Here is a 23,562-nt window from a genome sequence, read left to right as displayed (position 1 = left end):
CGACGCGCCCTATTTGCGATCTTCATCGGTCGAAACGGGCGTGACATGCTCCTCGCTATCCGTCACGAAATGCGTGCTGGCGACGTCGATCCGCCCGGTCGCGATGCCGAAGCCGTTCCATGCGATGATGAGGAGCGCCGGCACGGCAAAAGCCAGCCCTGCGCCATAAAACCAGCCCATCGACATGCCTGTCGCAGGCGCCAGCGTCGGGATGTTGATGAGCGTCTGTGTAAAGCTTCCCGACAGAACGAGCCAGGTCGCGCCGAACATCATGATATGGCCTGCGACCAGCGCAAAGCGCGCGCCCGCGGGCGACAGGCGGCGCACCAGCGAATCCACCCCCAGATGCGCATGGTCGCGCATGGCGACAACCGCACCCAGAAAGGTGAGCCAGACAAAGAAGATGCGGGACAATTCTTCCGAAACCGTTATGCCCTGATTGAAGGCATAGCGCAGCACCACATTCCCGAACACGAGCACGACCATGCAGCCGAGAAGGCAGGCAATGGCGAACCGCGCCGCTGTAAAATAAAATTCGACCAGAGCTTTCATGTTCCTCCCCCCGGGGCTTCTCCCGGTTTCCTCCCGGCGCAACGCTTCCGGACTGCTGCCCTTTTCGGGTTCCGGGTGAAAGCGGGTCGCCTCACCGGAATGCGCCATGCATCCTGGGGTGAACTTCGCTTTCCCCACAGTCCTGGCCGACCGTCGAAACCGGAGCATTTCCAGTAAACTGAACCATTGGAAATGCTCCAAAGGCATGTCGGAAAACCGTCCGGTTTCCCGGCAGGCCCTGTCGCAAGCGGCAATCCGTTCCTCCCGGTCCTCCACCTCGGAACGGAAATGCCATGACCGGCTGCGCCGTTTTCTCTAAAATGTACTAACTGGTTAGGAAGTCAACAGCCCCCGTTCAAGCAAGCGTAAAAATCTCTTCATTCCGCGGATAGGAGGGAATGTTCCATCCGGTTCAAACCGGCGGATTCGTTGCGGGGCAAAGCAAACAGCCAGAGCGCCGATCCGCCTCAATGGGATCAGCTCAGGCGGAGAAAATCAGCCGCCGTTCACCAGCGCCAGAATGAGCTGGTGGACATTGCCGCCATTGCCCATCTCCACGCGGTCGAAGGCGCGGCCCTGAGCGCGCTGCACGTCAACCATATCGGTGATTTCCTTGATCAGCACCTTGCGGATCTTCTGGCATTTCGGGTCGTCTGGCACTGACAGGCCAACGGTGCGGCGCACGATCTCCCGCGTCATGTCCTTGGCATGGTCGCCGTGCACAAGTTCATGCTTGCGGATGCCTTCATAGAAGGTTTCCCAATGTTCCTTCACCGGGGAAGTCAGTTTCTGCGAGGGCTTCGGCAGCGTATAGGTGATCTTCAGCTTTGGCGTGGCTGACAGGATCGTGCAGGCATTGTTGGAGCGGTCGAACTGCCGGTCCCAGGTCAGCACATAGCTGGTATGGGCGATGACGCGGGTTTTGCCGCCGCCGATCTTGGGACCGCGCTCGCCGATGGATTCATAAAGTTCCGGGCCGGTTTTCCCGGCGATGGCGTAGAACTTGATTTCCTCGACGGGCTTCCAGTTGTCTTCGGCAAGCGCGGGTGCCGCCACCAGAATTCCAGATAATGCGAGTGCTGCCGCTTTGTTCACGCTTGCCCCGATCCATCGATTTGCCGGATGATTTGCGCGCAAGCTACAATATCGGCAGGCGATGCGTAAGCGGTCTTGCCGCAAAAAGCCCGCCCCGGTTTCCCAAGGCGGGCTTTTTCAGATCACGGTGCTGATCTTACTTTTCGATGGTGCGGTTCCACCGGCTGTTCAGCTGCTGACGGCCTTCATTGACCGCATCCCAGTCAAGCGTCTTGGCGGTTTTCATGTAACCATTGAAGGCGTCGAGCTTGGCCTGTGCTTCCGGCGAACCGGCCTTGGCCTTCTGGTTCGACGGGATGACGTTGCCATGGTCGAGCGCCTTGCTCTGCGCATCGGCGGAAAGCAGGTAATGCGCGAGCTTCTGGCTCAGTTCGGGCTCGCTGTTGCCTGCCAGCACGCATTCGGTCACGGCGAGGACCACGGAACCTTCCTTGGGCTGCGCATATTCAACCGGAATGCCCTTGTCCTTCAGGTTGTTCACGCCGGTCGGCGTCAGCGGGAAGATCGCCGCTTCGCCAGTCTGGACCATTTCCGAAATCTTGGCCGAGGACGGGATATATTCCAGAACGTTCTTGCCGATCATGTCCGGGAACTTCTCGAAGCCCGGCTCAAGGTTCTTGTCGTCGCCGCCCTGAATGCGGTTGAACATCAGGAAAGCATGGAGACCGAAAGTGGAGGCGGAAGCCGACTGGAAAACCACGGCGTTCGCATATTTTTCGTCGGCGAAATCCATCCACGAGGTCGGGGCAGCCCAGCCCTTTTCGTCAAAAAGCTTCTTGTTATAGGCAATGCCGGTCATGCCCATATCGACCCCGATGGCCATGTCGTCCTTGAGGCGCGCGGCAGGCTGAATGTCGGCCAGAACCGGATCGTCGGAGATTTTCTGGCAAAGGCCCGCATTGATCGCGCGCACCATGACGCCGTCGTCGAGCAGCATGACATGCATCTGCGGATTGTCCTTCTGCGCGGTTGCCTTGGCGAGAATATCCGCCGAGGTGCCCGGCACGACAACGACCTTGACGTCATTGGCCTTTTCAAATTCCGGCAGGACATGCTCGGTATAGGCCTTCTCCATATTGCCGCCATTCATGCCGATATAGAGCGTCTTGGTTTCAGCCGATGCGGCCGAAGCGAAGGCTGCCGACAGGCCGAGCGCCAGCAGGGCGGTTTTGGTGATGTATTTCATGCTACTCCCCTTTGTGGTTTGAGTTCATATCGAACCGGTCGATGCGGAAGGCGTCGATCGGCGTTTCCGTCTCGCCCCTCACGGCGAGATCGCAAAGAATGGCGCCCACAGCCGGGCCGGTCTGGAAACCGGCGCCGCAAAAGCCGAAGGCGTGAAAGAGATTGTTGACCCGGCTGCTTGGCCCGATAACCGGATTGTCGTCCGGCATTTCCGATTCAGTGCCCGACCAGAAGCGGATAACCTGGGCATTTTTCAGATGCGGGAACAGTTCGATGGCGCGCAGCATCACCGAGGAAGCGGCATTGACCGAAGGCCGCGAGAAGTCCGGGTTTTCGAGCGGCGTGCCGCGCCCGCCGCCCATGACGTAATTGCCGCGCGTGACCTGACGCCCATAGAAGCCGCCGCCTTCCTCGCCAAGGCTCATCGGCAGGCGGAACGGCATCGGCTCGGTAACGACCATCGAGGGATAGATGCGCTGAAGCGGCACCGGCTCACCGAACGAGGCCGCGAACCGGTCCGACCAGGCACCGGCGCAATTGAACAGCAGACGCGAGCGGATTTCGACACCGTCACCGGCCAGAATGGCAAAGCCGTCGCCGGTCTCCCGCGCTTCGATGACCGGCGTGTTTTCCAGCACCGTCGCGCCAGCAGCCAGTGCCGCACGGGCAAAGGCAGGGGCAACCAGACGCGGATTGGCATGGCCGTCTTCCGCGCAGAGCGAAGCGCCCGCCACATCACCCGGAAGCCATGGAAAACGCTCGCGGATTGCATTGCCGCCGATCAACTCCACATCGAGGCCGAGCGGCCTGACCGTGGCCGCATAGGCTTCAAGCCTGGCGAAATGCTCTTCGGTGCGGGCAAGCTTCAGATGGCCGCTGCGGATATATTCGCCATCGATGCCGATCAATTCCGGCAGCCGCGCCCACAATGCGTGCGAACGCTGGGCAAGCGGCAGCTGTTCCGGCGCACGGCCCTGCCTGCGCACGCCGCCATAATTGACGCCGCTGGCCTGCGCACCGCAAAAGCCCTTGTCGAGCAGGATGACCGACAATCCGGCCCGGCGCATGAAAAGCGCTGCCGAACCGCCGACGATCCCGCCGCCGATAATGACCGCATCGACCTGAAGACGCCTTGTCATGACGAAACGTCCTCCCTCGCCGGAGCGCCGAAACCAAGCGGGATCGGCTTGACCGGAGCCTGAGCGCGGATGCGGCCTGTTTCGGCGGGCGTCTTGTCCTGCATCGCGGCCAGAAGTTCCGCCGCTGCCGCCGTGCACATGCGGCCCTGACAGCGCCCCATGCCGACGCGGGTCAGCGCCTTCAGCCGGTTGATCTCGCGCGCGTCGCCATCTCCAATGACCGCCTGCGCGTCGCCGAGCGCGATTTCCTCGCAGCGGCACAGCGTGACGTCGCCAGCAATCGTGTCGAACCAGTCACGCGGGAACGGGAAGGCTTTTTCGACGATCAGGCGCTCGCGATAGATATGATCGAGCCTTGCGAGAAGGCCGCGTTCTGCGCCCTCGTCAAACGGCAGGCCCCTGTCGCGCAGCAAGGCAATCGCGGCCAATGATCCGCGAATTTCAGCGGCGTCAGCACCGGCAATGCCTGCGCCGTCGCCCGCCACATAGACACCGATGCGGCTGGTGCGACCAAGCCTGTCGGCAGCGGGAAGCCAGGCGCGGTCGCGCTCTTCAAAGCGGAAATCGCAACCGGCGAGATCGGCAAGCTGGGTTTCAGGACGCAAGGCAAACCCATAAGCCAGCGCATCGCAGTCAACCTCGCGTACACGATTGCCGGTGCGAAAGCGAATGCCGTCGACATGGCTCTCGCCCAGAACTTCGTCGGGACGCACATTATAATGGATCGGCACGCCGCCAAGCTTCAGACGCAGGCCGTACCAAGCGCCGAGCGCCACAATGCGCGGGGCATAGAGCGCCAGATGCGCCAGATGAAATTTGGATGCGAAAGGCGCCGTGTCCAGCACCGCCACAACCTTGGCGCCTGCATGATGATACTGCCAGGCCACCAGATAAAGCAGCGGACCGGAACCCATGAACACCACCCGCTCGCCAACCGTGCAGCCTTGTGCTTTCAGCGCCGTCTGCGATGCGCCGAGGGTGTAGACGCCGGGCTTGGTCCAGCCCTTGAACGGCAGAACCCGGTCGGTCGCGCCCGTCGCCAGAATGAGATGGCTGTAGGGCAACTGGCCGTGAACGCCATCGGTCAAAAGGTCGAGCCGGTTGGTTTCCCCACGCGAAATGTTCCACACCAGCGTTTGCGGGCGATAGTCGATTGCGCCGCGCAAGGCGTCGAAGCTCTTGTGCAGCGCCTCGGCCTTGTGCGCCTCCGACCCGTAACGGCTGCGATAGCTGCGCCCGTCATCGAGCGGTGGACGGCGATAGATTTGCCCGCCGGAACGAAAACCTTCGTCAAGCACGATGGGCCTGAGACCCGCCTTGACCAGTGTTTCGGCGGCGCGAACGCCTGCCGGACCAGCACCAACGATAACCGGATCAAGCACCGCACTCATTTCGCAGGCTCCGTCACAAAGGCCATGCCCTCTTCCAGAAGCGCGGTGCAGGCGCGAAGCTTGTGGCCCTCAGCGGTCATGACATGACAATCCTGACACGCACCGATCAGGCAGAAGCCCGCGCGCGGCTCGCCCGTGAACTCGGTATGACGCAGCTTGCCCTGCACGGAGAGAATGGCAGTCAGCACGGTATCGCCGCGGCGTCCCTCGAAGCGCACGCCGTCGAGCGAGAAGCCGAGCGGCTGTTCAGCCAGCCGATACCGCCTGCGGAACTGAGCCGCCGAAGAAGAAACCGGGATGGTCATGATCTGCCTGCTCAGCCCTTGCCCACCAGCAGCCGGTCGAGACCGAACATGCGATCGATGATAATCATGGTTACGGTCGCAACGAGGATCATCAGGGCCGAAACCGCCGCCATCATCGGGTCGATGGATTCGCTTGCATACATATACATGCGCACCGGCAGCGTGACCGTGGATGGCGATGTAACGAAGATCGACATGGTGAGTTCATCGAAGGAATTGATGAAGGCAAGCAGCCACCCGCCCGACAGACCCGGCAGCAACAGCGGCAGCGTGATGCGGCGGAACACGGTCCATTCACCAGCGCCCAGGGTGCGCGCCGCATTTTCCGCATTGCGGTCCATGCTGCCGAGCGAAGCGAGGATCAGGCGCAGCGCATAGGGCGTCACGACAATCGAATGCGCCGCGACCAGCCAGACGAAGGAGCCGGTAAAGCCCATCAGCGAGAACAGGCGCAGGAAGGCCACGCCCAGCACCAGATGCGGGATGATGAGCGGCGACAGGAAAAGCGCGTTCAGCGCATCGCGGCCACGGAAATTATACTGCGCAATCGCCAGTCCCGAGGGCACGGCCAGAAGCGTGGAAATCGTTGCCGAGAAGAATGCGAGCTGCACGCTGTTATAGAACGACGCCATGAAATCATTATGCGCGAACACGGCCTCGAACCAGCGCAGCGACAGCCCCGCATTCGGGCCGCTCCACGGCATGGTCAGCGTGTTTTCCGGCGTGAAGGCCACAAGGCACACCACAACCATCGGCGCCAGCATGAAGATGACGATCAGCGTGTGGAAGAAAAGGGCAAAGGGACCGTTCTTGACCATGGCTTATCCCAGCTTCTTCTTGGCCTGCCCTTCGAGCAGACGGTTATAGGCAATCATGATCACGAGATTGGCGACCAGAACGATGATGGCGATGGCAGCGCCCAGCGGCCAGTTCAGCTCGATCAGGAACTCGTCATAGACGACGGTTGCCGCCATCTTGAGACGGCGCCCGCCAAGCAGGCCCGGAATGGCAAACGAGCTGGCCGAAAGCGCAAACACGATGAGGCTGCCCGACAGGATGCCAAGCACCGCCTGCGGAAACACCACGCGGCGCAATGCCGTCAGGCGCGATGCGCCAAGCGTCAGCGCTGCGGCTTCCACCGACGGATCGAGCTTTTGCAGCACGGTCCAGACCGGGATCACCATGAATGGCAGCATGATATGCACCAGACCGATGACGATGGCCGTTTCGCTGTAGAGAATTTGCGTCGTCGGCAGGCCCACCATGTCGAGAGCGCTGTTCACGAGGCCGTTGCGGCCGAGCAGCATGCTCCAGCCGAAGGTGCGCACCACGACCGAAACCAGAAGCGGCCCGATGATGACCAGCAGGAAGATCGAGCGCCATGGCTTGCGCATATTGGAGAGAATATAGGCTTCCGGCACGCCGATCAGCACCGTGATGACGGTGGTGATGAGCGCGAGCTTGAGCGTGCGCCAGAAGATCGAAAGGTAATAGGGGTCTTTCAGGACCTGCACATAATTGGCAAGCGTGTAGACGTTCTCGATGCCCTTGTCATAGCTGTAGCTGTTGAAGGACAGCAGCACGGTAAGGCCGAGCGGCAGCAGCACCAGCGCGAAGAACAGAAGCGTCGACGGCCCGACCAGAAAGAGCGGCGTCAGATCGCGCCTTTGCTTTGGCGTGGGCGTTATATCCTGTGAGGTGACGGCCGACATGCTCAATTCACCCCTGCGGTGAGGATGCGGCAATCCTCGTGGTTCCAGCTGAGGCCGACCGATGTGCCTTCCGCCGGCGGCGGGTTGCCGAGATTGGGAAGCGCCACCGAAAGCTGGCCGGCAGGCGTCGTCACGCCGAGCAGCCACTGCGCGCCCATGAAATAGCGCGTCGTCACTTCACCGGCGATATGCCCCTCGCCCGCTGCCACGAGCTGCACCTTTTCCGGGCGGATGAAGACGGAAAGCTCGCCCGAGACCTTTTTGCCGTTGGCCGGAAAGCGGATCGCGGTTTCGGCCAGTGCGATCATGTCGCCCTCGGCGCGCGCCTTGAGGAAGTTCGACTTGCCGACGAAATTGGAAATGAAGTGGTTATGCGGGTGCTCATAGAGCTTGTAGGGCGCATCGACCTGCGTGATGACGCCCTTTTCCATGACCACGATGCGGTCGCTGATCGACAGCGCTTCGGCCTGGTCATGCGTGACCATGATGGTGGTGATGCCGACTGTGCGCTGGATGCGGCGCAGCTCAAACTGCATTTCCTCGCGCAATTGCGCATCGAGATTGGACAACGGCTCGTCGAGCAGCAGCACCGGCGGATTGATGACCAGCGCGCGCGCAATCGCCACGCGCTGGCGCTGACCGCCCGACATTTCACGCGGATAACGGTCGGCAAGCGCGCCCAGATGCACCAGTTCCAGCACGTCGCGCACGCGCTTTTCGCGCTCCGCTTTCGGCACATTGCGCATTTCAAGGCCGAAGCTCACATTCTGCGCCACCGTCATATGCGGAAACAGCGCATAGCTCTGGAAGACGACGCCAAGCTCGCGCTTGGCGGGCGCAAGGCGCGTGATCTCGCGCCCGTCGAGCGTGATCGTGCCCGCCGTCGGCGTCACCAGACCGGCGATCATCTGCAAGGTCGTGGTCTTGCCGCAGCCGGAAGGGCCGAGAAGCGAAATGAACTCGCCCTTTTCTATCGCCAGGTTGAAATTGTCGACAGCCGCGAACTTGCCATAGTGGCGCGAAATTCCGGACAGGGTCAAAAAGCTCATTGCGTCTCCCTCTCGGCTTGACTTCCGCGGAATGATGCGGGGGAGCGGAAGCGCCGTGATGTTGTTTCACGTCGCCTCTTCGTCGGGCTGGCTGGCGGGAGCGGCTGACCGCGCTTGAAGCGCCGGTCCGACTTGTCGTTTGAACGCATGACCGTCCGGCCGCTTACGCAGCCGCAGCGTTCCCCTTGATTACAAGTAAAACCGCCGATCCGCTTGCGGGCACTTCTCCAATGCCTTGCCGGACCTTCCCATTGGCGACGGTTTTAGATGGCGGAAAAATCCGCCGGAATGCAAATTATAATTTTTAAATCCGGAAGAAATTATATATTTCTTTCAAAATGCAGAATTTGAAAGCAATTTTATGGATGATATATCTGAGAATCCGAAATCCGGCGCCGCGCTTAACTCAAGTCTGGTGAAGGCAATCCATATTTTGAAGGGTCTCGCCGCCAGCACGGATGACGGCGTGCGGCTGATCGATCTGGCGCGCGACCTCGAACTCAGCCAGCCATCGGCGCATCGCCTGCTGAAGACCTTGATTGCCGAAAACCTCGTCGAGCAGCTTCCCGACAAGAAGGCTTATCGCCTGTCGCTGGAGTTTTTTGCGATGGCGGCGCAGGCGCGCCAGCGCGACGGCATATTGAGCATTGCCCGCCCGTCGCTGCTGCGCCTTTCGACCACGTTCAACGACACGGTATTCCTGCTCGTGCGCAGCAATTTCGATGCGGTCTGCCTCGACCGCGTGGAGGGGCCGTTTCCGATCCGCTCCTTTACCGGCGATATTGGCGGCAAGGTGCCGCTCGGCATCGGTCAGGGCAGCCTTGCCATCCTCGCCTTCCTGCCGGAAGAAGAGCGCGAGGCGATCATCCGCTTCAACATGCCCCGCATTCTCGACAAATCCTCAGTGGACGAGGTTGACCTGCGCATCATGATTGCGGAAGTGCGCGAATCGGGCGCTGCGACCTTCAACTTCAACATGATTGACGGCATGGCGGGTCTCGGCGTCCCCATCCTCAATCGTGATGGCGAGGCCGTGGCCGCGCTCAGCATCGGCACGCTTGCCGCGCGCCTCACCGAAAAGCGCCAGCAGACGGTGACGGAACTTCTGCGCAAGGAAGCCGCAATCATCTCGCAGCGCCTCAACCCGTTCGACCCGACACTCCGCCACCCCAATCAGGCTTTGTTGAAATAAATGGAAGCTTTATGAGCATTGTGCGCAACAGACCGGTTTTGTCCACAACGGGCAAAAAGTTTGGCAATTGACTCGCAACCGCCGTCAGCGTTTGATCGCTCCTCAGGTGTGGAGGTTCTGTGGGCGGAGGGCAAATTATCCAAAGCAGAAAATCCATCTCCATAACGCTACAATATTGGAGTTCTGTTGTGATCAAATCCACCAGACGGGGAATAATCCGCCTTGCCTTTGCTCTTGCCGCCTCGACGGCGATGGGCACATTCGCCACCACGGCTCAGGCACAGGACAAGGTCCTGCTCATCATCAATGGCGCGCTCGGCGACAAGTCGTTCTTCGACAGCGCCGCCAAGGGCATGAAGATGATCAAGGACAAATATGGCGACGACGTCGAGACCAAGATTCTCGAAATCGGCGACGATCCGACCAAATGGGAACCGGTGTTCCTCGATGCGTCCGAACAGGACTGGGACCTGATCATCGGCGGTACCTACCAGATGGCAGAAACCATCGGCGCGGTCGCCCAGCAATATCCCGACAAGAAATACATCCTCTATGATGCAAGCGTGCCTTATGAAGAAGGCGGCTACGACAATGTCTATTCCATCCAGTACAAGCAGAACGAAGGCTCTTATCTGGGCGGCATGCTGGCGGCTTCGCTGCTGAAGGACGGCAAGCTCGGCGATACTGGCAAGAACCTCGGCTTCCTCGGCGGCATGGACATTCCCGTCATCAACGACTTCCTCGTCGGCTATATCGCCGGTGCGCAGGCTGTCCTGCCCGACGCCAAGATCGCCATTTCCTATGCCGGCTCCTTCATGGATGCCGCCAAGGGCAAGGAACTGGGCCTCGCGCAGTATCGCTCCGATGTCGCGCTCGGCTTCGTCGTCGCCTCGCAGACCGGCCTCGGCCAGCTTTCCGCCGCCAAGGAAACCGGCAAATATGTGCTGGGCGTCGATTCCGATCAGGAAGCGATCTTCAAGGACAGCGACCCGGCCATTGCCAAGCAGGTTGTCAGCTCCGTTCTGAAGAATGTCGATGTCAGCCTCCTGCAAGCCTATGAGCGCTTCAAGGCAGGCGACCTGCCGTTCGGCAAGGCCGAAGCGCTTGGCCTCAAGGAAGGCGCTGTCGGTATTGTGCAGGACGGCAACATGGCTTCCATGGCTACACAGGAAATGAAGGACGCCATCAAGAAGGCTTCCGACGAGATTTCCGAGGGCAAGATCACGGTTCCGACCGCGTTCGGCATGAGCACCGAGGATCTCAACGCGATCCGCAACAAGGTTCGTCCCTGATCGTGGAAAATCCAGCTGAAAATATTGAAGGCGGCGATGCAATCGTCGCCTTCCGCCCAATCGTCGCCTTTCGCGATGTGAGCAAGGTTTATCCGAACGGCACTGAGGCGCTTCGCGACGTGTCGTTTTCGATCCGCGCCGGTTCCATCCACGCCATTTGCGGCGAGAACGGCGCTGGCAAATCCACGCTCATGAAAATCCTGTTCGGCATCGAAAATGCCACGGCAGGCGAAATCGTCGTCGATGGCAAGCATATCGCCGCATGGTCACCCGAAGACGCCGCCGCACAAGGCATCGGCATGGTGCACCAGCATTTCTCGCTCGTGCCAACCCTGACGGTTACGGAAAACATCATTCTCGGCCATGAACCGGTGAAGGCCGGGCTGATCGACCGCGTTGGCGCGCGCAAAATGGTCGAGGCGCTGATGCAGCAATACGACCTGCACGCCGACCCGGACGCGATCACGGGCGCGCTTTCCGTCGCCGCCCAGCAGAAGGTCGAAATCCTGAAAGCGCTGGCGCGCCGCACGCGGCTTCTCATCCTCGATGAGCCGACCGCCGTTCTCTCGCCGCCGGAGATCGAGGAACTGATGCGCAAGCTGAAATCGCTGCGCGACGAAGGCATTACCATCCTCTTCATTTCCCACAAGCTGAACGAAGTGCGCGAGCTGGCCGAAAGCGTGACCGTATTGCGCGCCGGTGCCGTCGCAGGCACGGAAAAGCTTGCCGACGTGCCGGACGACGCCATCATGCAGATGGTGATGGGCCATGCGGTCGACATTCCCCAACGCGCCCACAAGCACGGCGCGATGAAAACCGTTCTCGACATGAAGGGCGTCACGACGAAAGCCGCCGATCCGGCAGACCGCATCAAGGATGTGGACCTGACCGTTGGCGCGGGCGAAATCGTCGGCGTTGCCGGTGTCGATGGCAGCGGCCAGCGCGGCCTCGTATCCGTGCTTTCCGGCCTTGCGGAAGCGGCCAGCGGCACGATCAGCCTTAACGGCGTGGACATGCTGCGCGCCGACACTGCAAGCTGGCGCAGGCAAGGGCTTGCGCATCTGCCTGCCGACCGCTTTTCGCAAGGCGGCGCACCCGGCCTGTCCCTGGCCGAAAACGCCATAGCCGGAGCCGGATCGATTACCGCCGACAGGCAGATATTCCGGGGGCCTTTCCTGCGCTGGAACGCCATCAAGGCGCGCGTCAGCGGCATGATAAGGCAATATTCGGTGCGCGCGGGCGCGATTACCGAAAGGCTCGATTCCCTTTCCGGCGGCAATGCGCAAAAGCTCATCGCCGCGCGCGAGCTTGCCACCAATCCGAAATTCCTGATCGCCGACCAGCCGACCCGCGGCATCGACGTTTCGGCGGCGGCCTTCCTGCATCGGCGCATCGACGAAGTGGCGCAAGGCGGCTGCGCCGTGCTGCTTATCAGCGCCGATCTCGACGAATTGCTGCGTTTGAGCGATCGTATCGTCGTTTTCTTCAATGGACGCATCGTCGCTGTTCTGGAAAACGGACCAGACATAACACCAGCCGTCCTCGGACCGTATATGCTGGGGACACGTATATAATGCGCAGGCTGATTTCCTATCTCGTTCCATTCTTCCTGACCGTGCTGGTGATCGGCGTCATCATGGCGGTGCTGCTGGTGCCGCTGGCGCTGATGCAGGACAACCCGGCAAGCGTTCTCAAAACCTTCTTCCTCGGACCGTTCGGCAGCATTCGCCATATGGGCAATGTGGTGGAGGCGGCAACGCCCATCATGCTGACCGGCCTTGCGATCACTGTCATGTTCCGCTCCGGCCTGTTCAATCTGGGCGCGGAAAGCGGCTTCTTCCTCGGCGCGCTCGGCGCGGTGGCGGGTGCCGTTCTGCTTCCTTCGCTCGGCTGGTTCTCGCTGCCGGTGGCGATCCTTTGCGGCGCGGTGGCAGGCAGTTTCGCCTGCACCATTCCGGCAGCGCTGCGGCTTCGCTTCGGCGCATCGGAAATGGTGACCTCGCTCGTCCTCAACTATGCCTTCCTGTTTTTGGGCCTCTTCGTCCTCAACTATGTCATCCGCGATCCGGCGGCTGGCGGGATGATGTCGCTCAAGATTCCGCCAGATGCCAAGCTCGATCGCCTTCTGGCCGGTACACGCCTCAACAGCGGTTCGATCATCGCAATCCTCGCCTGCATCGCTGGCGGCATCTGGCTTTACTGGACGCGCTCCGGTCTCAATATCCGTATCGCAGGCTCAAGCCCCGGCTTTGCCAATCATCTTGGCCTGCCGCTGAAGGGCATCATCATGCGCGCGCAGATTGTCGGCGGGCTGGTGGCAGGCATGGCGGGGGCGCTGGAAGTTCTGGGCCTTCATGCCCGCTTTGCCTGGCTCGATCTGCCCGGTTATGGCTGGACCGGCCTCGTCGTCGCCATTCTGGCGCGCGAAAACCCGTTCCTGCTTATTCCATCCGCGCTTTTCCTCGGTTTCGTGCAGGTGGGCGGCGATCTTCTGGCCCGCAACATGAACATCCCGACCGAAGTGGTGGGGCTGGTGACGGCAGCCATCATGGTGGGCGCGACGGCAAGCGTCATTCACAATCATCCGACCGTCTTGCGGCTGATCCGCAACCTTCGCAATCGCGATGGCGAACAAGCCGCAGTGCAGCCGGGAGTACAGGCATGAGCACCGTTCTCGCACAGATTTTCGACCCGCATTTCATCGGCACGATCCTGCGCGTGGCAACGCCATTGCTGCTGGCAGCACTCGGCGTGATGATTTCCGACCGCGCGGGCGTGCTCAATATCGGCATGGAAGGCATGATGCTGGTCGCGGCCCTCATCGCCGTTCTGGCCAGTGCCGCGACGGGAAGCCCGGCCATCGGCCTTTTGGCCGCACTTGTCGTCGGCGCGCTTCTGGGCTTGCTCATGTCGCTTTCGGTCAACCGGCTTGGCACCGACCTCATCATGACCGGCATAGCGCTCAACATCGCGGCAGCAGCAGCAACCACGCTCGGGCTTTATCTGGCAACAGGCGACAAGGGCATGTCGGGCGCGCTCAAGAGCGGCGCGCTGCCAAGCCTTGCCGTGCCTTTCATCGGCAATATCCATGTGCTGACTTTCGCGGCCCTTCTCGCCGTCCCGGCGGTCAGCCTCCTGATGATGCGCACGCGCTTCGGCCTGCATCTGCGCGCCACCGGCGTCGATCCGAAATCGGCACGCGCCGCAGGCATCCAGACAGGCCGGGTGCAGATGATGGCGCTTGTCCTGTCCGGTCTCTTCGGCGGCGCGGCGGGGGCCTATCTGTCGCTCGGCTATGTCACCTGGTTTGCCCAGAACATGACCGCCGGTCGCGGCTTCATCGCCATTGCGGCGGAAGTCATGGGACAGGGCACCGCATGGGGAACGCTCGTGGCGAGCCTGGTTCTGGCGGCGGCGGAAGGTTTCGCCATCACGCTGCAAAGCCTTGGCCTGCCCTTCGAGCTGATGCAGATGATCCCCTATCTCGTCCCGGTCGTCGTGCTGACGATCCACGCGGCGCGGCGCCAGCGGCGCGCCAAGCAACTGAAAAACTCCTGAAATGGGCCTGAAATGAGCCTGAAATGAGAATGAAATGAAAGCCTGGGAACTGACCCGCGACCTGCTGCGCGACACAAAGCCTGTCATCCGCACGGCTGAAGAACAGACATGGGATGCAAGCGCCGTCATGAAGGCGCAGGATGATCTCATGGCCATGTTCTGGAAAAGCAATGTGCCGGGATCGGCAGCGCCCGAATGCCTGATGGCGGGTGTGCTGCAATCGCTGGAGAACAAGGGCTTTGTCCTTGCGCCATATGAAGAACTGCTGCGCGACGGGCTGGCAGCACTTGGAAAAGGCGACTTTGAAACGCTCTATCGCATCGACATGCGCCTGCGCGTCCTGATGCGCGCGGCACAACCCGACCCCGACCATCCGTCGCAAAAGACGGTGCGCTACGGCTCATGGGACGAATTCGACGCCGCCGTTCAATGGCCGGACGATGTGCTCTATGCCATCCAGTCCGATGATTTCCGCGACCGCACCGCCGCCGCATGGATGGCGCAGCTTGTGGGGGCCGCGGCTGGCACGGCGCTGGAAGGCTATACGGCGGAAAACATCGCCGAGGTCTTCGGACCGATCCGCGATTATGTGCGCGAGCCCAACACCTATAATGACGACATCACCTTCGAGATCGCCTTTCTCGAAGCCTTTGGCGACAAGGGCTCAGCGGTCACCAGCGCCGACATTGCCGAGCGCTGGACCTCGCTGATCCCGCTTGGCTGGTCGGCGGAGGCAATCGCGCTTTCCAACATGCGGCGCGGCCTTACCCCGCCTGAAACCGGCACTTGCGACAACCCGTTCGACGAATGGATCGGCGCGCAGATGCGCGGCACGATCTGCGGCATGGTCGTGCCGGGCCGCGCCCGCGAAGCTGCCCGCCTCGCATGGATGGACGCGGAAATCTCCCATGCCGGAAACGGCATTTTGGGCGAAGTCTTCAACGCCGTCATGGCGGCGCGCGCCTTTGTGATGAGCGATACGCGCGAATTGCTGGTTTCAACGGCAGCGCTTTTCCCGGTCGAGACCGAGTATGGCGCAGTTCTGGCCTTTGCGCTCGATGCCTGCCGCTCTGCCGGTAACTGGCAGGATGCATGGGCGAAATGCGATACGGAATATGCCGAATATAACTGGATTCACGTCTATCCGAATGCAGCCGCGCAGGTTATCGCGCTCTGGTTCGGCGAAGGCGACTTCGACCGCACGCTCGAAATCGTCTGCGGCATCGGCCACGACGTCGACTGCAATGCCGCGCAGATTCTGAGCATGATCGCCATCCAGCGCGGTTCAGGCATCATTGCCGAACGGTGGTCGAAGCCGCTTCTGGCCGACCACATCGTCACCTATATGCGCCGCCCGGCGAAAATCTCCTTCGACGCGCTTGTCGACCAGACGGTCGAAGCGGCGCGAAACGCAGTTTAAATCCCCTCATCAGGAAACCATCATGGCCCGTAAAATCATTATCGATACCGATCCCGGTCAGGACGATGCCGTCGCCATTCTTCTGGCCCTGGCAAGCCCGGAACTCGACATTCTCGGCATTACCGCAGTGGCAGGCAACGGCCCGCTGGCGCGCACCGAAGTCAACGCCCGCACGATCTGCGAAGTGGCGAAAAAGCCTGAAACCAAGGTGTTCGCAGGCTCCATCCGCCCTCTGGTACGCCCGCTCGTGACGGCTGAAAACGTCCATGGCAAGACCGGCCTCGACGGTTACGACCTGCCCGCCCCGACCATGCCGCTGCAGGCACAGCATGGCGTTGATTTCATTATCGAAACGCTGATGAAGGAAGAGCCGGGCACCGTCACGCTCTGCCCGCTCGGACCGCTCACCAACATCGCATCCGCGCTGATCCGCGAGCCGAAAATTGCCGGGCGCATCAAGGAAATCGTGCTGATGGGCGGTGGCTATTTCGAGGGCGGCAACATCACGCCATCGGCAGAATTCAACATTTATGTCGATCCGCACGCCGCATCGGTGGTGTTCAAATCCGGCATCAAGATCACCATGATGCCGCTCGACGTCACCCACAAGGTGCTGACCACCGAGAAGCGCATCGCCGCCATTCGCGGCATCGGCACCCATGTCGGCGAAGTGGTTGCGGCATGGCTGGAATTCTTCGAGCGCTATGACGAAGCCAAGTACGGCACCGACGGCGGCCCGCTGCATGACCCGAACGTCATCGCCTATCTGATCAAGCCGGAACTTTATTCCGGGCGCGAATGCAATGTGGAAATCGAGATCAATTCGGAACTCACCATCGGCGAAACGGTCGTGGACTGGTGGGAAGTGACCGACCGCCCGAAGAACGCGCTCTTCATCAAGGATGTGGATGCGGATGGCTTCTTCAGCCTGCTGACCGAACGTCTGGCAACGCTTTGATTTTATCTGGGCATGATCTTATCCGATCGTAGCGGGGTTAAGAAATCAGTCCAGTGAACTGATTTCCCCGCAGACGGAAGTCCACTTCTCGGGATCATGCTCTAAGCCATAATTTAGCCACAAAAAAGCCGCGAGAGCCTTATTCTCGCGGCTTCTTCGCCATATTTGAGGTGGTATTTTTGAGCGGTTTTTCGCTCAAATCGAGCGAAATCGGCGCAAATTGCCGCTATTCTTCATTTTGCCTTATTTTGCAGAAGCGCTGCCACTTCCGCAGCGGTCGGCGCAGCCGCGCCAGCGCCCACTCTCGTGACCGCAATCGCACCCGCCGCCGAACCATACCGCACACAATCATGCAAGGACTGGCCTTGCGAGAAGGCAACCGCGAAACCGCCATTGAAACTGTCGCCGGCGGCAACCGTATCCACCACATCGACCTTGAACGGCTCGAAGTGCTTCACCTCGTCCGCCGTCACCAGCAATGCACCACGGCTCCCAAGCTTGACGATGACCGTTTTCGGCCCGCGCTCCAGAAGATTCCGGGCTGCGGCTTCCGCGGAAGCCAGATCGGTCGGCTCGATGCCGGTGATTTCAGCGGCTTCCGTCTCGTTGGGAGAAATGATGTCGCTGAGTGCAATCAGGTCCGCCATGCGGCTTGCATCGCCGACCGGAGCCGGATCGAGCAGAACGCTGCCGCCTGCCGCCCGCGCCGCCCTTGCCACCGCCAGATTGGCCTCATGGGGAACCTCGCGCTGCAACAGCGTGATCTTCGCCTTGGCAATATCGGCCGCATAGGCATCGATATCGGCCACCGACCAGCGCGCATTGGCCCCGGCGCACACCGCAATCGTGTTCTGCCCCGCTTCCTCGACCTGAATGATCGCCATGCCCGTATCGACACCATCGATCACGCGCACGCTTTCGGTGTTGAGGCCAAATTCCTGCATCTGCTTCACGGCCAGTTCGCCGAATGCATCGTTACCGACAGCGCCGACGAAGCGAATGTCGCCGCCGAGCTTTGCGACCGCAACCGCCTGATTGGCGCCCTTGCCGCCGAGGCCGATGCCATAGCCCGATGCATTCACGGTCTGTCCCGGACGCGGCAGCGCGGCCATCCGCGCGCTGACATCCACATTCACACTGCCGAAAATAAAAATCTTCAACGACTTTCTCCATCGCTTGATCGCCGCACCATAGCTGCGCCGCAATAAAACTTCCACGCCAGGCTTGCCACCATGCACAGAGAGAAAAGCCTTGTCGTCAATCCGGCTCCGGCTTGAAATGCAGCTCCCGCTTCAGCAGTTCTTCCAGCCAGTCGGCAAAGACCTGAAGACGGCGGGAAAGATGTTGGCGGTGGGGATAGAGAAACGTCATCCGCATCGGCTCGGCGCGCATATCGGCCATCACTTCCACCAGTTCGCCCGCTTCCAGATGATGCTTGACATCATAGGCGGGAATCTGGATGAGGCCGAGACCGGCGAGACAGCAGGCGATATAGGCTTCGGCATTGTTGACGGTGACGCGGCCGCGCACCGGCATGGATCGCAATACGCCGCCTTCGACCCATTCCCAAGGCTCGACGCGCCCGCTCGACGGCGAGGCATAATTGACCGCCCAATGCGCGGCAAGGTCGGAAGGCGTTTCGGGAATGCCGTACCGCTCCAGATAGGCGGGGCTCGCCACATTGACCAGCGGAAGCTCTCCGAGCGAGCGGGCGATCAACCCGGAATCGGTCAATGGCCCGACGCGCAGAACGCCATCGATACTCTCCTCGACAAGATTGACGGCGCGATCCGTCACCCCCAGATGTATGTCGATTTCCGGATAGGCATCCAGAAATGCGGGCAAGGCAGGCGCAACGATCAGCCGCCCGATGCGTCCGGGAACATCGATCCGCAGCGTACCGGAGGGCGCGGCGGTATTGCGGAACAGGTTTTCCGCTTCCTCCACATCCGCAATCAGGCTCAGGCATCGCTCATAGAAGGCAGCGCCGTCCTGCGTCGTCGACACGCTTCTGGTGGTCCGGTGAAGGAGCCGCGCGCCAAGACGCCCCTCAAGCTCCAGAACCGCCGCCGAAACCGAGGAGCGCGGCACGCCCAGCGTATCGGCAGCGCGGGTAAAACTCGAACATTCGACCACACGGGCAAAGACACGAAAGAGGTCGATGCGATCCAAGATGTTCTACCCTCCATTGTCCGTCATTTCTGACAGGTGTTGTCAGAATGATCGTCTTTATAGGAATATTATAGACGATACTTTCCCGGCCTGAAAGCGACCGCGCAACGCGGACGCATCGGAAAGAAGGTTGAAGCCATGACAGACCACAGCATCAAGGGCAAAACTGTTATCATCGCCGGTGGCGCCAAGAATCTCGGCGGATTGATCGCCCGCGATCTTGCCGAACACGGGGCAAGGGCCATCGCAATCCATTACAACAGCGCCTCGACCAAGGCGGATGCCGACGACACCGTGGCCGCAGTGAAGGCTGCTGGCGCGGAAGCGGTTTCCTTTCAGGCCGATCTCACAACAGCCGGTGCGATGGAAAAACTCTTCGCCGACGCGATTGCCGCCATCGGGCGTCCCGACATCGCCATCAACACTGTCGGCAAGGTTTTGAAGAAGCCGATCGTCAACGTTTCGGAAGCCGAATATGACGAGATGAGCGCCGTCAATTCCAAGTCGGCCTTCTTCTTCCTGAAGGAAGCAGGCAAGCACGTGAACGACAATGGCAAGATCTGCACATTGGTAACGTCGCTGCTCGGCGCCTACACGCCGTTCTATGCTGCCTATGCAGGCACCAAGGCCCCGGTCGAGCATTTCACGCGCGCTGCTTCCAAGGAATTCGGCGAACGCGGCATATCGGTAACCGCAATCGGCCCCGGCCCGATGGACACGTCATTCTTCTATCCGGCTGAAAGCGCGGACGCGGTCGCCTATCACATGAGCGCGGCTGCACTCTCGCAATTCTCCAGAACCGGCCTTACCGATATCGAGGACATCGTTCCCTATATCCGCTTCATGGTTTCGGAAGGCTGGTGGATGACCGGACAGACCATCCTCGTCAATGGCGGCTATACGACCAAGTAGAGCATTAGCGGCCTGCCCGTGCAAGGGCAGGCCGCCATACGGCTTCGTTGAAAATCGGGGAAAGCCTACTCGGCCTTCAGGAATTCGCCCACTTCCAGCAGGACGAACTCGTTGTCATCCACCTTGTCGAGCGCGCGGCCTGCCGAGAACGGCAGATTGTTGTCGTTACCGACCACGATATGCGTGTCGTCCACCCGGTCCACATTCTCGATGGTGAGGAAGGGCATGTCGTAAATGCCCTCGCGCCCGCCCTGACGGCGCTTGTTTTCCGGGTCGGCAATGGCCAGCAGATCGATATAGCCGATCTTGCGCACTTCCTTGCCGTCATTGCTGTCGTCAAACGCGATCTTGTAAATGCGCTTCACCTTCGACGGCACATCGAAGCAATCGGCCTGCGGCTTCTTCGGATCGGCGCAAGCCTTGTCCGCCGTGCCGACGCCGTTGTCGCGCTCGATGACCAGCGCCGTGGTTTCATCCAGCATGTTGAAATCGCCGATGGCTTCGCCGCCTTCCGCCAGCGGATAAAGCCAGGAACGGCCCGTCCACTTCTTGTCCGCAACATTGAACTCGATGACGCGCAGGCCGGTCTTGCCGCTCTCGGTCTTTTCCGGCGCACCGTCGACAAACAACGGGCCTTCCAGAAGACCATAAAGCTTGGAACCGTCCTTGGACATGGCAAGCCCCTCGAAGCCGCCGGAACGCTTCAGATTATAGGCCGGGAGCTTGAGGCTCGGATTGGCGGGCAGAGCAAGCTTTGGATTGTCCGGCGACACCACTTCCGTCTCGCCAACGAAAGTCGGGAACACGTCGGTCAGCTTGCCGTCCGTATCGAATTTCAAAAGGAACGGACCGAACTCCTCGCCGACCCAGAAACCGTCCGCCACCGGCTGGATAGATTCCACGTCGAAATCCGCGCCCGTCAGATAGCGCTTTTCCGCGCCTTCCATGACGATGGGAAACGGAGCCTTCTTGTCCGGATCGCTGAGGAACACGGTTTTGACGCGCTCGACCGTTCCCTTGTCCCAGTCGAACTTGACATTGTGCAGCATCAGCATGGCATCCGGCGAATTGAGCTTGGAGCCGAAACCATTGTCGGACAGCGACCAGAAGCTGCCGTCTTCCATGGTCTTGATACCGGAAAAGCCCTGCACTGGCTGGCCGTCGAACGGAACCGAAAGGCCGGTCTTGCGCACGCTGTCCTTGCCTTCCACCGTGCCGATGCCATCAGTGCGTTTGCGGTCGGCGGTGGTGAACTTGCCCGAGGTCTTCAGGTGCTCAGCCGCATCCTCCGGCGCAGCGATGATCGTGTTCGCGGGCAGGATGGCATGGGCCTTGAGCGTGGCCGGAAAAGCCTTTTCTTCAGCGGAGGCCGGAAATGCCAAGGCGACAGCACCGGCAAGCATGGTCGAGGCGACGAGACGCGATATCATGATAAGTCCCCGTTAGATTGGAAATACAGGGATGCAATTAGGCTGGCTTTGTATCGCTGGCTTGACGCTTCCATGAAGCTTTGACGAAGGCCCCCGGCTTTCACCGGGGGCCGACTGCCTTATAAAGTTACTACACAGCGATCTTGCCGCCGCCCTGTTTGGTGATTGCCACCACGGCGGGCCGCACCGGCATATCGTCCTTGAAGTCCGGCCAGCGGGTGGACAGGTCTTCGTAATAGGACGGACGGCCATGACCGTCCCAGTCCTCGCCGCCGTCGCCCGGATGCTGCACGGCGACGAAGGCCGTCTCATCGTCGGGCGCGAACAGCGGACCGCACATTTCCGCCCCCACCGGCACGCGGTAGAACAGTTTCGAGGTCGCGCGCGCATCGCCTTCCGTGTCGACGGCCCAAAGCCCGTCGGTGCGGCCTGTATCCTTATTGCTGTTGCCATCGGTTGCGACCCACAGCCGGCCAGCGCTGTCGACGGCGGCATTGTCCGGCATGCCGAACCAGCCATTGCGCGTCGTATCGGTGGAGAAGCTGGCACCAACTTCGGCGACCGAAGGATCGCCGCATTTCAGCAGCACTTCCCATTTTCCCGTGGTGGCGGCAAAATCCTGCCCGTCTTCCTCGATCTCGATGATATGACCGAAGGCGTTCTTGGCGCGCGGATTGGCGGCATCCACCTGATCGTCCTTGCGCTTGGTATTGTTGGTGAGCATGACATAGACGCGGCCATTGACCGGGTTCGGCTGCACGTCTTCCGGACGGTCCATCTTGGTGGCGCCGAGAAGATCACCAGCGCGCCGCGTTTCGATCAGCACATCGGCCTGGCTCTTGAAGCCGTTCTCTTCGGTGAGCGGACCTTGACCGAACACCAGCGGCATCCACTCCACCTTGCCGTCCTCGTGGAACTTCGCCACGTGCAGCGTGCCTTCATCCAGCAGGTCCATATTGGCGGCGCGGTCATCCGGGTTGAACTTGCCCGCCGTCACGAACTTGTAGACATAATCAAACCGTTCGTCGTCGCCGAGATAAAAGACCACGCGCCCATCCTTGCTGACGATGGATTCCGCGCCCTCATGCTTGAAACGGCCAAGCGCGGTGCGCTTCTTCGGCACGGAGTTCGGGTCGGACACATCAACCTCGACAATCCAGCCGAAGCGGTTCGGCTCGTTCGGCTCCTTGGAAACGTCGAAACGATCATAGAAACGGCCCCATTCATACGAGCCTTCGGGAATGCCCATGCGCTTGTAATTGGCCGCTTCCGCGTGGCCTTCCGGCAGTTCACCGATGAAATAGCCGTGGATGTTTTCCTCGGCCATGATGTAGGTGCCCCACGGGGTGACGCCGCCCGCACAATTGTTGATCGTGCCGAAAACCTTGGTGCCGGACGGATCGGCATTGGTCTTGACGCGGTCATGTCCCGCGACCGGGCCGCTCAGCACCATCTCGGTATTGGAGGTGATGCGGCGGTTTTTCGCGCCATCGAGCACCGGCTGCCATTTGCCGTCCTGCTTGCGGATTTCGACAATCGTGCCGCCATGGGCAGCCATTTCGATATCCACCTGTTCCTTGGAAAGCGGGGCCTGCTCCACCTTGCCGTCGACGATCTTGACCAAACCGGGGAACATCAGGTGCGGATTGGTATATTCATGGTTGACGACCAGAAGCCCGTGTTCGGGCGAACCGTCGATGGCGATATAGCCGACATAATCATTATTATAGCCGAACTGGCGCGCCTGCGCTTCGGCTGACTGTTTCGTCGGGTCGAATTCCGGCGCATCGGCGAAAAGCCTGTCGCCCCAGCGCAGGAGCACATCGGCATCATAGCCTTCCGCGACATGGTGATGGGCGTCCACGCCAGCCTCGACTTCCTTGAACGAAAAGGCCGAACCGGACGCGGCGCGCGCATCGCCTGCGCTCATCAGCGCGAGCGGGCTGACGGTTGCCGCAATGGCCGAGACAGCAAGCGATCCGCGCAGAAAGCCGCGGCGGGAAAAGCGGCGGCTGATGATTTCGCCCATGGTGGGGTTGTCGGACGGATTGCGCGGATCGGCATCTGCTTCTTCCAACTGGCTGGTCTTGAACAGACTTTGCTGGGAAAGAGTATCGGACATTGCTGGCTCCCTATCGAACGGTGAAGCTGCAAACTAGAAGCAGTTCATGACAGCTGGACGACATTATCCCGACAGTTG

General features: G+C 60.7%; 21 protein-coding genes. 8 read left to right on the top strand and 13 right to left on the bottom strand.

Features of this window, described 5'->3' with window-relative positions:
* Positions 1 to 9 precede the first annotated feature (9 nt).
* From F9K78_RS08050 to F9K78_RS08010, 9 genes are all read right to left on the bottom strand, one after another.
* A complete protein-coding gene (locus F9K78_RS08050) occupies positions 10 to 552 on the bottom strand; it encodes a TRAP transporter small permease (RefSeq protein ID WP_121986702.1) in 543 nt (180 codons plus the stop codon).
* 495 nt (positions 553 to 1,047) lie between these two features.
* A complete protein-coding gene (locus F9K78_RS08045; RefSeq protein WP_121986753.1) occupies positions 1,048 to 1,647 on the bottom strand; it encodes a DUF922 domain-containing Zn-dependent protease in 600 nt (199 codons plus the stop codon).
* A 136-nt stretch (positions 1,648 to 1,783) separates the two neighbouring features.
* Entirely contained in the window at positions 1,784 to 2,833 is a 1,050-nt protein-coding gene (locus F9K78_RS08040; protein ID WP_121986703.1) for an ABC transporter substrate-binding protein, read from the bottom strand.
* Position 2,834: 1 nt separating this feature from the next.
* The gene (locus tag F9K78_RS08035) at positions 2,835 to 3,971 is read right to left on the bottom strand and encodes an NAD(P)/FAD-dependent oxidoreductase (protein WP_121986704.1); all 1,137 of its coding nucleotides are present in this window, start codon (positions 3,969 to 3,971) and stop codon (positions 2,835 to 2,837) included.
* On the bottom strand, positions 3,968 to 5,362 hold the full coding sequence (locus F9K78_RS08030) for an FAD/NAD(P)-dependent oxidoreductase (protein WP_121986705.1): 1,395 nt from the start codon (positions 5,360 to 5,362) through the stop codon (positions 3,968 to 3,970). Before F9K78_RS08030 ends, F9K78_RS08035 begins: the two co-directional genes overlap by 4 nt.
* Positions 5,359 to 5,667 (bottom strand): (2Fe-2S)-binding protein, encoded by a 309-nt coding sequence (locus F9K78_RS08025; protein ID WP_121986706.1) that lies wholly within the window; start codon positions 5,665 to 5,667, stop codon positions 5,359 to 5,361. The genes F9K78_RS08030 and F9K78_RS08025 overlap by 4 nt, the downstream gene beginning before the upstream one ends.
* An 11-nt stretch (positions 5,668 to 5,678) precedes the next feature.
* Positions 5,679 to 6,485 (bottom strand): ABC transporter permease, encoded by an 807-nt coding sequence (locus F9K78_RS08020; protein WP_112584873.1) that lies wholly within the window; start codon positions 6,483 to 6,485, stop codon positions 5,679 to 5,681.
* 3 nt (positions 6,486 to 6,488) lie between these two features.
* Positions 6,489 to 7,379 (bottom strand): ABC transporter permease, encoded by an 891-nt coding sequence (locus F9K78_RS08015; protein WP_121980873.1) that lies wholly within the window; start codon positions 7,377 to 7,379, stop codon positions 6,489 to 6,491.
* A gap of 2 nt (positions 7,380 to 7,381) precedes the next feature.
* A complete protein-coding gene (locus F9K78_RS08010) occupies positions 7,382 to 8,428 on the bottom strand; it encodes an ABC transporter ATP-binding protein (protein ID WP_121986707.1) in 1,047 nt (348 codons plus the stop codon).
* Between the two features lie 361 nt (positions 8,429 to 8,789).
* Here F9K78_RS08010 and F9K78_RS08005 point away from each other — a divergent pair, with 361 nt between their 5' ends.
* The 7 genes from F9K78_RS08005 (at position 8,790) to F9K78_RS07975 (ending at position 16,848) form a co-directional block, all read left to right on the top strand.
* Positions 8,790 to 9,620, top strand: a complete 831-nt coding sequence (locus tag F9K78_RS08005; protein WP_121986708.1) for an IclR family transcriptional regulator — start codon at positions 8,790 to 8,792, stop codon at positions 9,618 to 9,620.
* A gap of 188 nt (positions 9,621 to 9,808) precedes the next feature.
* The gene (locus tag F9K78_RS08000) at positions 9,809 to 10,912 is read left to right on the top strand and encodes a BMP family ABC transporter substrate-binding protein (protein WP_121986709.1); all 1,104 of its coding nucleotides are present in this window, start codon (positions 9,809 to 9,811) and stop codon (positions 10,910 to 10,912) included.
* A gap of 2 nt (positions 10,913 to 10,914) precedes the next feature.
* Entirely contained in the window at positions 10,915 to 12,486 is a 1,572-nt protein-coding gene (locus tag F9K78_RS07995; protein WP_121986710.1) for an ABC transporter ATP-binding protein, read from the top strand.
* Positions 12,486 to 13,577: an ABC transporter permease gene (locus F9K78_RS07990; protein ID WP_121986711.1), complete on the top strand. Its 1,092-nt coding sequence runs from the start codon at positions 12,486 to 12,488 to the stop codon at positions 13,575 to 13,577. The genes F9K78_RS07995 and F9K78_RS07990 overlap by 1 nt, the downstream gene beginning before the upstream one ends.
* Positions 13,574 to 14,470: an ABC transporter permease gene (locus tag F9K78_RS07985; RefSeq protein ID WP_121980867.1), complete on the top strand. Its 897-nt coding sequence runs from the start codon at positions 13,574 to 13,576 to the stop codon at positions 14,468 to 14,470. Before F9K78_RS07990 ends, F9K78_RS07985 begins: the two co-directional genes overlap by 4 nt.
* A 34-nt stretch (positions 14,471 to 14,504) precedes the next feature.
* The gene (locus tag F9K78_RS07980; protein ID WP_121986712.1) at positions 14,505 to 15,890 is read left to right on the top strand and encodes an ADP-ribosylglycohydrolase family protein; all 1,386 of its coding nucleotides are present in this window, start codon (positions 14,505 to 14,507) and stop codon (positions 15,888 to 15,890) included.
* Positions 15,891 to 15,912: 22 nt separating this feature from the next.
* Positions 15,913 to 16,848, top strand: coding sequence for a nucleoside hydrolase (locus F9K78_RS07975; protein ID WP_121986713.1), 936 nt, complete (start codon positions 15,913 to 15,915; stop codon positions 16,846 to 16,848).
* A 233-nt stretch (positions 16,849 to 17,081) separates the two neighbouring features.
* On the opposite strand, the gene rbsK is transcribed toward F9K78_RS07975, so the two are convergent.
* Entirely contained in the window at positions 17,082 to 17,960 is an 879-nt protein-coding gene (rbsK, locus tag F9K78_RS07970) for a ribokinase (RefSeq protein ID WP_235925401.1), read from the bottom strand.
* Between the two features lie 145 nt (positions 17,961 to 18,105).
* On the bottom strand, positions 18,106 to 19,020 hold the full coding sequence (locus F9K78_RS07965) for a LysR family transcriptional regulator (protein WP_121986715.1): 915 nt from the start codon (positions 19,018 to 19,020) through the stop codon (positions 18,106 to 18,108).
* Between the two features lie 138 nt (positions 19,021 to 19,158).
* Between F9K78_RS07965 and F9K78_RS07960 the strand changes: the two genes are divergently transcribed.
* A complete protein-coding gene (locus F9K78_RS07960) occupies positions 19,159 to 19,932 on the top strand; it encodes an SDR family oxidoreductase (RefSeq protein ID WP_121986716.1) in 774 nt (257 codons plus the stop codon).
* Positions 19,933 to 19,997: 65 nt separating this feature from the next.
* Here F9K78_RS07960 and F9K78_RS07955 read toward each other — a convergent pair whose 3' ends face one another.
* Positions 19,998 to 21,362 (bottom strand): esterase-like activity of phytase family protein, encoded by a 1,365-nt coding sequence (locus F9K78_RS07955; protein WP_162929824.1) that lies wholly within the window; start codon positions 21,360 to 21,362, stop codon positions 19,998 to 20,000.
* Positions 21,363 to 21,492: 130 nt separating this feature from the next.
* The gene (locus tag F9K78_RS07950; protein WP_121986717.1) at positions 21,493 to 23,484 is read right to left on the bottom strand and encodes a PhoX family protein; all 1,992 of its coding nucleotides are present in this window, start codon (positions 23,482 to 23,484) and stop codon (positions 21,493 to 21,495) included.
* Positions 23,485 to 23,562: the final 78 nt, after the last annotated feature.

The sequence above is a fragment of the Brucella pseudintermedia genome (genome assembly GCF_008932435.1).
Classification (GTDB): Bacteria; Pseudomonadota; Alphaproteobacteria; order Rhizobiales; family Rhizobiaceae; genus Brucella; species Brucella pseudintermedia.
This window is presented reverse-complemented; position numbering and strand designations above follow the sequence as displayed.

Coding starts and splice junctions, on each gene's coding strand:
- F9K78_RS08010 (WP_121986707.1), bottom strand. CDS start 8,428: ATGAGCTTTTTGACCCTGTCCGGAATTTCGCGCCACTATGGCAAGTTC.
- F9K78_RS08050 (WP_121986702.1), bottom strand. CDS start 552: ATGAAAGCTCTGGTCGAATTTTATTTTACAGCGGCGCGGTTCGCCATT.
- F9K78_RS08005 (WP_121986708.1), top strand. CDS start 8,790: ATGGATGATATATCTGAGAATCCGAAATCCGGCGCCGCGCTTAACTCA.
- F9K78_RS07950 (WP_121986717.1), bottom strand. CDS start 23,484: ATGTCCGATACTCTTTCCCAGCAAAGTCTGTTCAAGACCAGCCAGTTG.
- F9K78_RS07990 (WP_121986711.1), top strand. CDS start 12,486: ATGCGCAGGCTGATTTCCTATCTCGTTCCATTCTTCCTGACCGTGCTG.
- F9K78_RS07985 (WP_121980867.1), top strand. CDS start 13,574: ATGAGCACCGTTCTCGCACAGATTTTCGACCCGCATTTCATCGGCACG.
- F9K78_RS07955 (WP_162929824.1), bottom strand. CDS start 21,362: ATGATATCGCGTCTCGTCGCCTCGACCATGCTTGCCGGTGCTGTCGCC.
- F9K78_RS08035 (WP_121986704.1), bottom strand. CDS start 3,971: ATGACAAGGCGTCTTCAGGTCGATGCGGTCATTATCGGCGGCGGGATC.
- F9K78_RS08030 (WP_121986705.1), bottom strand. CDS start 5,362: ATGAGTGCGGTGCTTGATCCGGTTATCGTTGGTGCTGGTCCGGCAGGC.
- F9K78_RS07975 (WP_121986713.1), top strand. CDS start 15,913: ATGGCCCGTAAAATCATTATCGATACCGATCCCGGTCAGGACGATGCC.
- F9K78_RS08020 (WP_112584873.1), bottom strand. CDS start 6,485: ATGGTCAAGAACGGTCCCTTTGCCCTTTTCTTCCACACGCTGATCGTC.
- F9K78_RS07960 (WP_121986716.1), top strand. CDS start 19,159: ATGACAGACCACAGCATCAAGGGCAAAACTGTTATCATCGCCGGTGGC.
- F9K78_RS08040 (WP_121986703.1), bottom strand. CDS start 2,833: ATGAAATACATCACCAAAACCGCCCTGCTGGCGCTCGGCCTGTCGGCA.
- F9K78_RS08015 (WP_121980873.1), bottom strand. CDS start 7,379: ATGTCGGCCGTCACCTCACAGGATATAACGCCCACGCCAAAGCAAAGG.
- rbsK (WP_235925401.1), bottom strand. CDS start 17,960: ATGGCCGCGCTGCCGCGTCCGGGACAGACCGTGAATGCATCGGGCTAT.
- F9K78_RS07980 (WP_121986712.1), top strand. CDS start 14,505: ATGAAAGCCTGGGAACTGACCCGCGACCTGCTGCGCGACACAAAGCCT.
- F9K78_RS08025 (WP_121986706.1), bottom strand. CDS start 5,667: ATGACCATCCCGGTTTCTTCTTCGGCGGCTCAGTTCCGCAGGCGGTAT.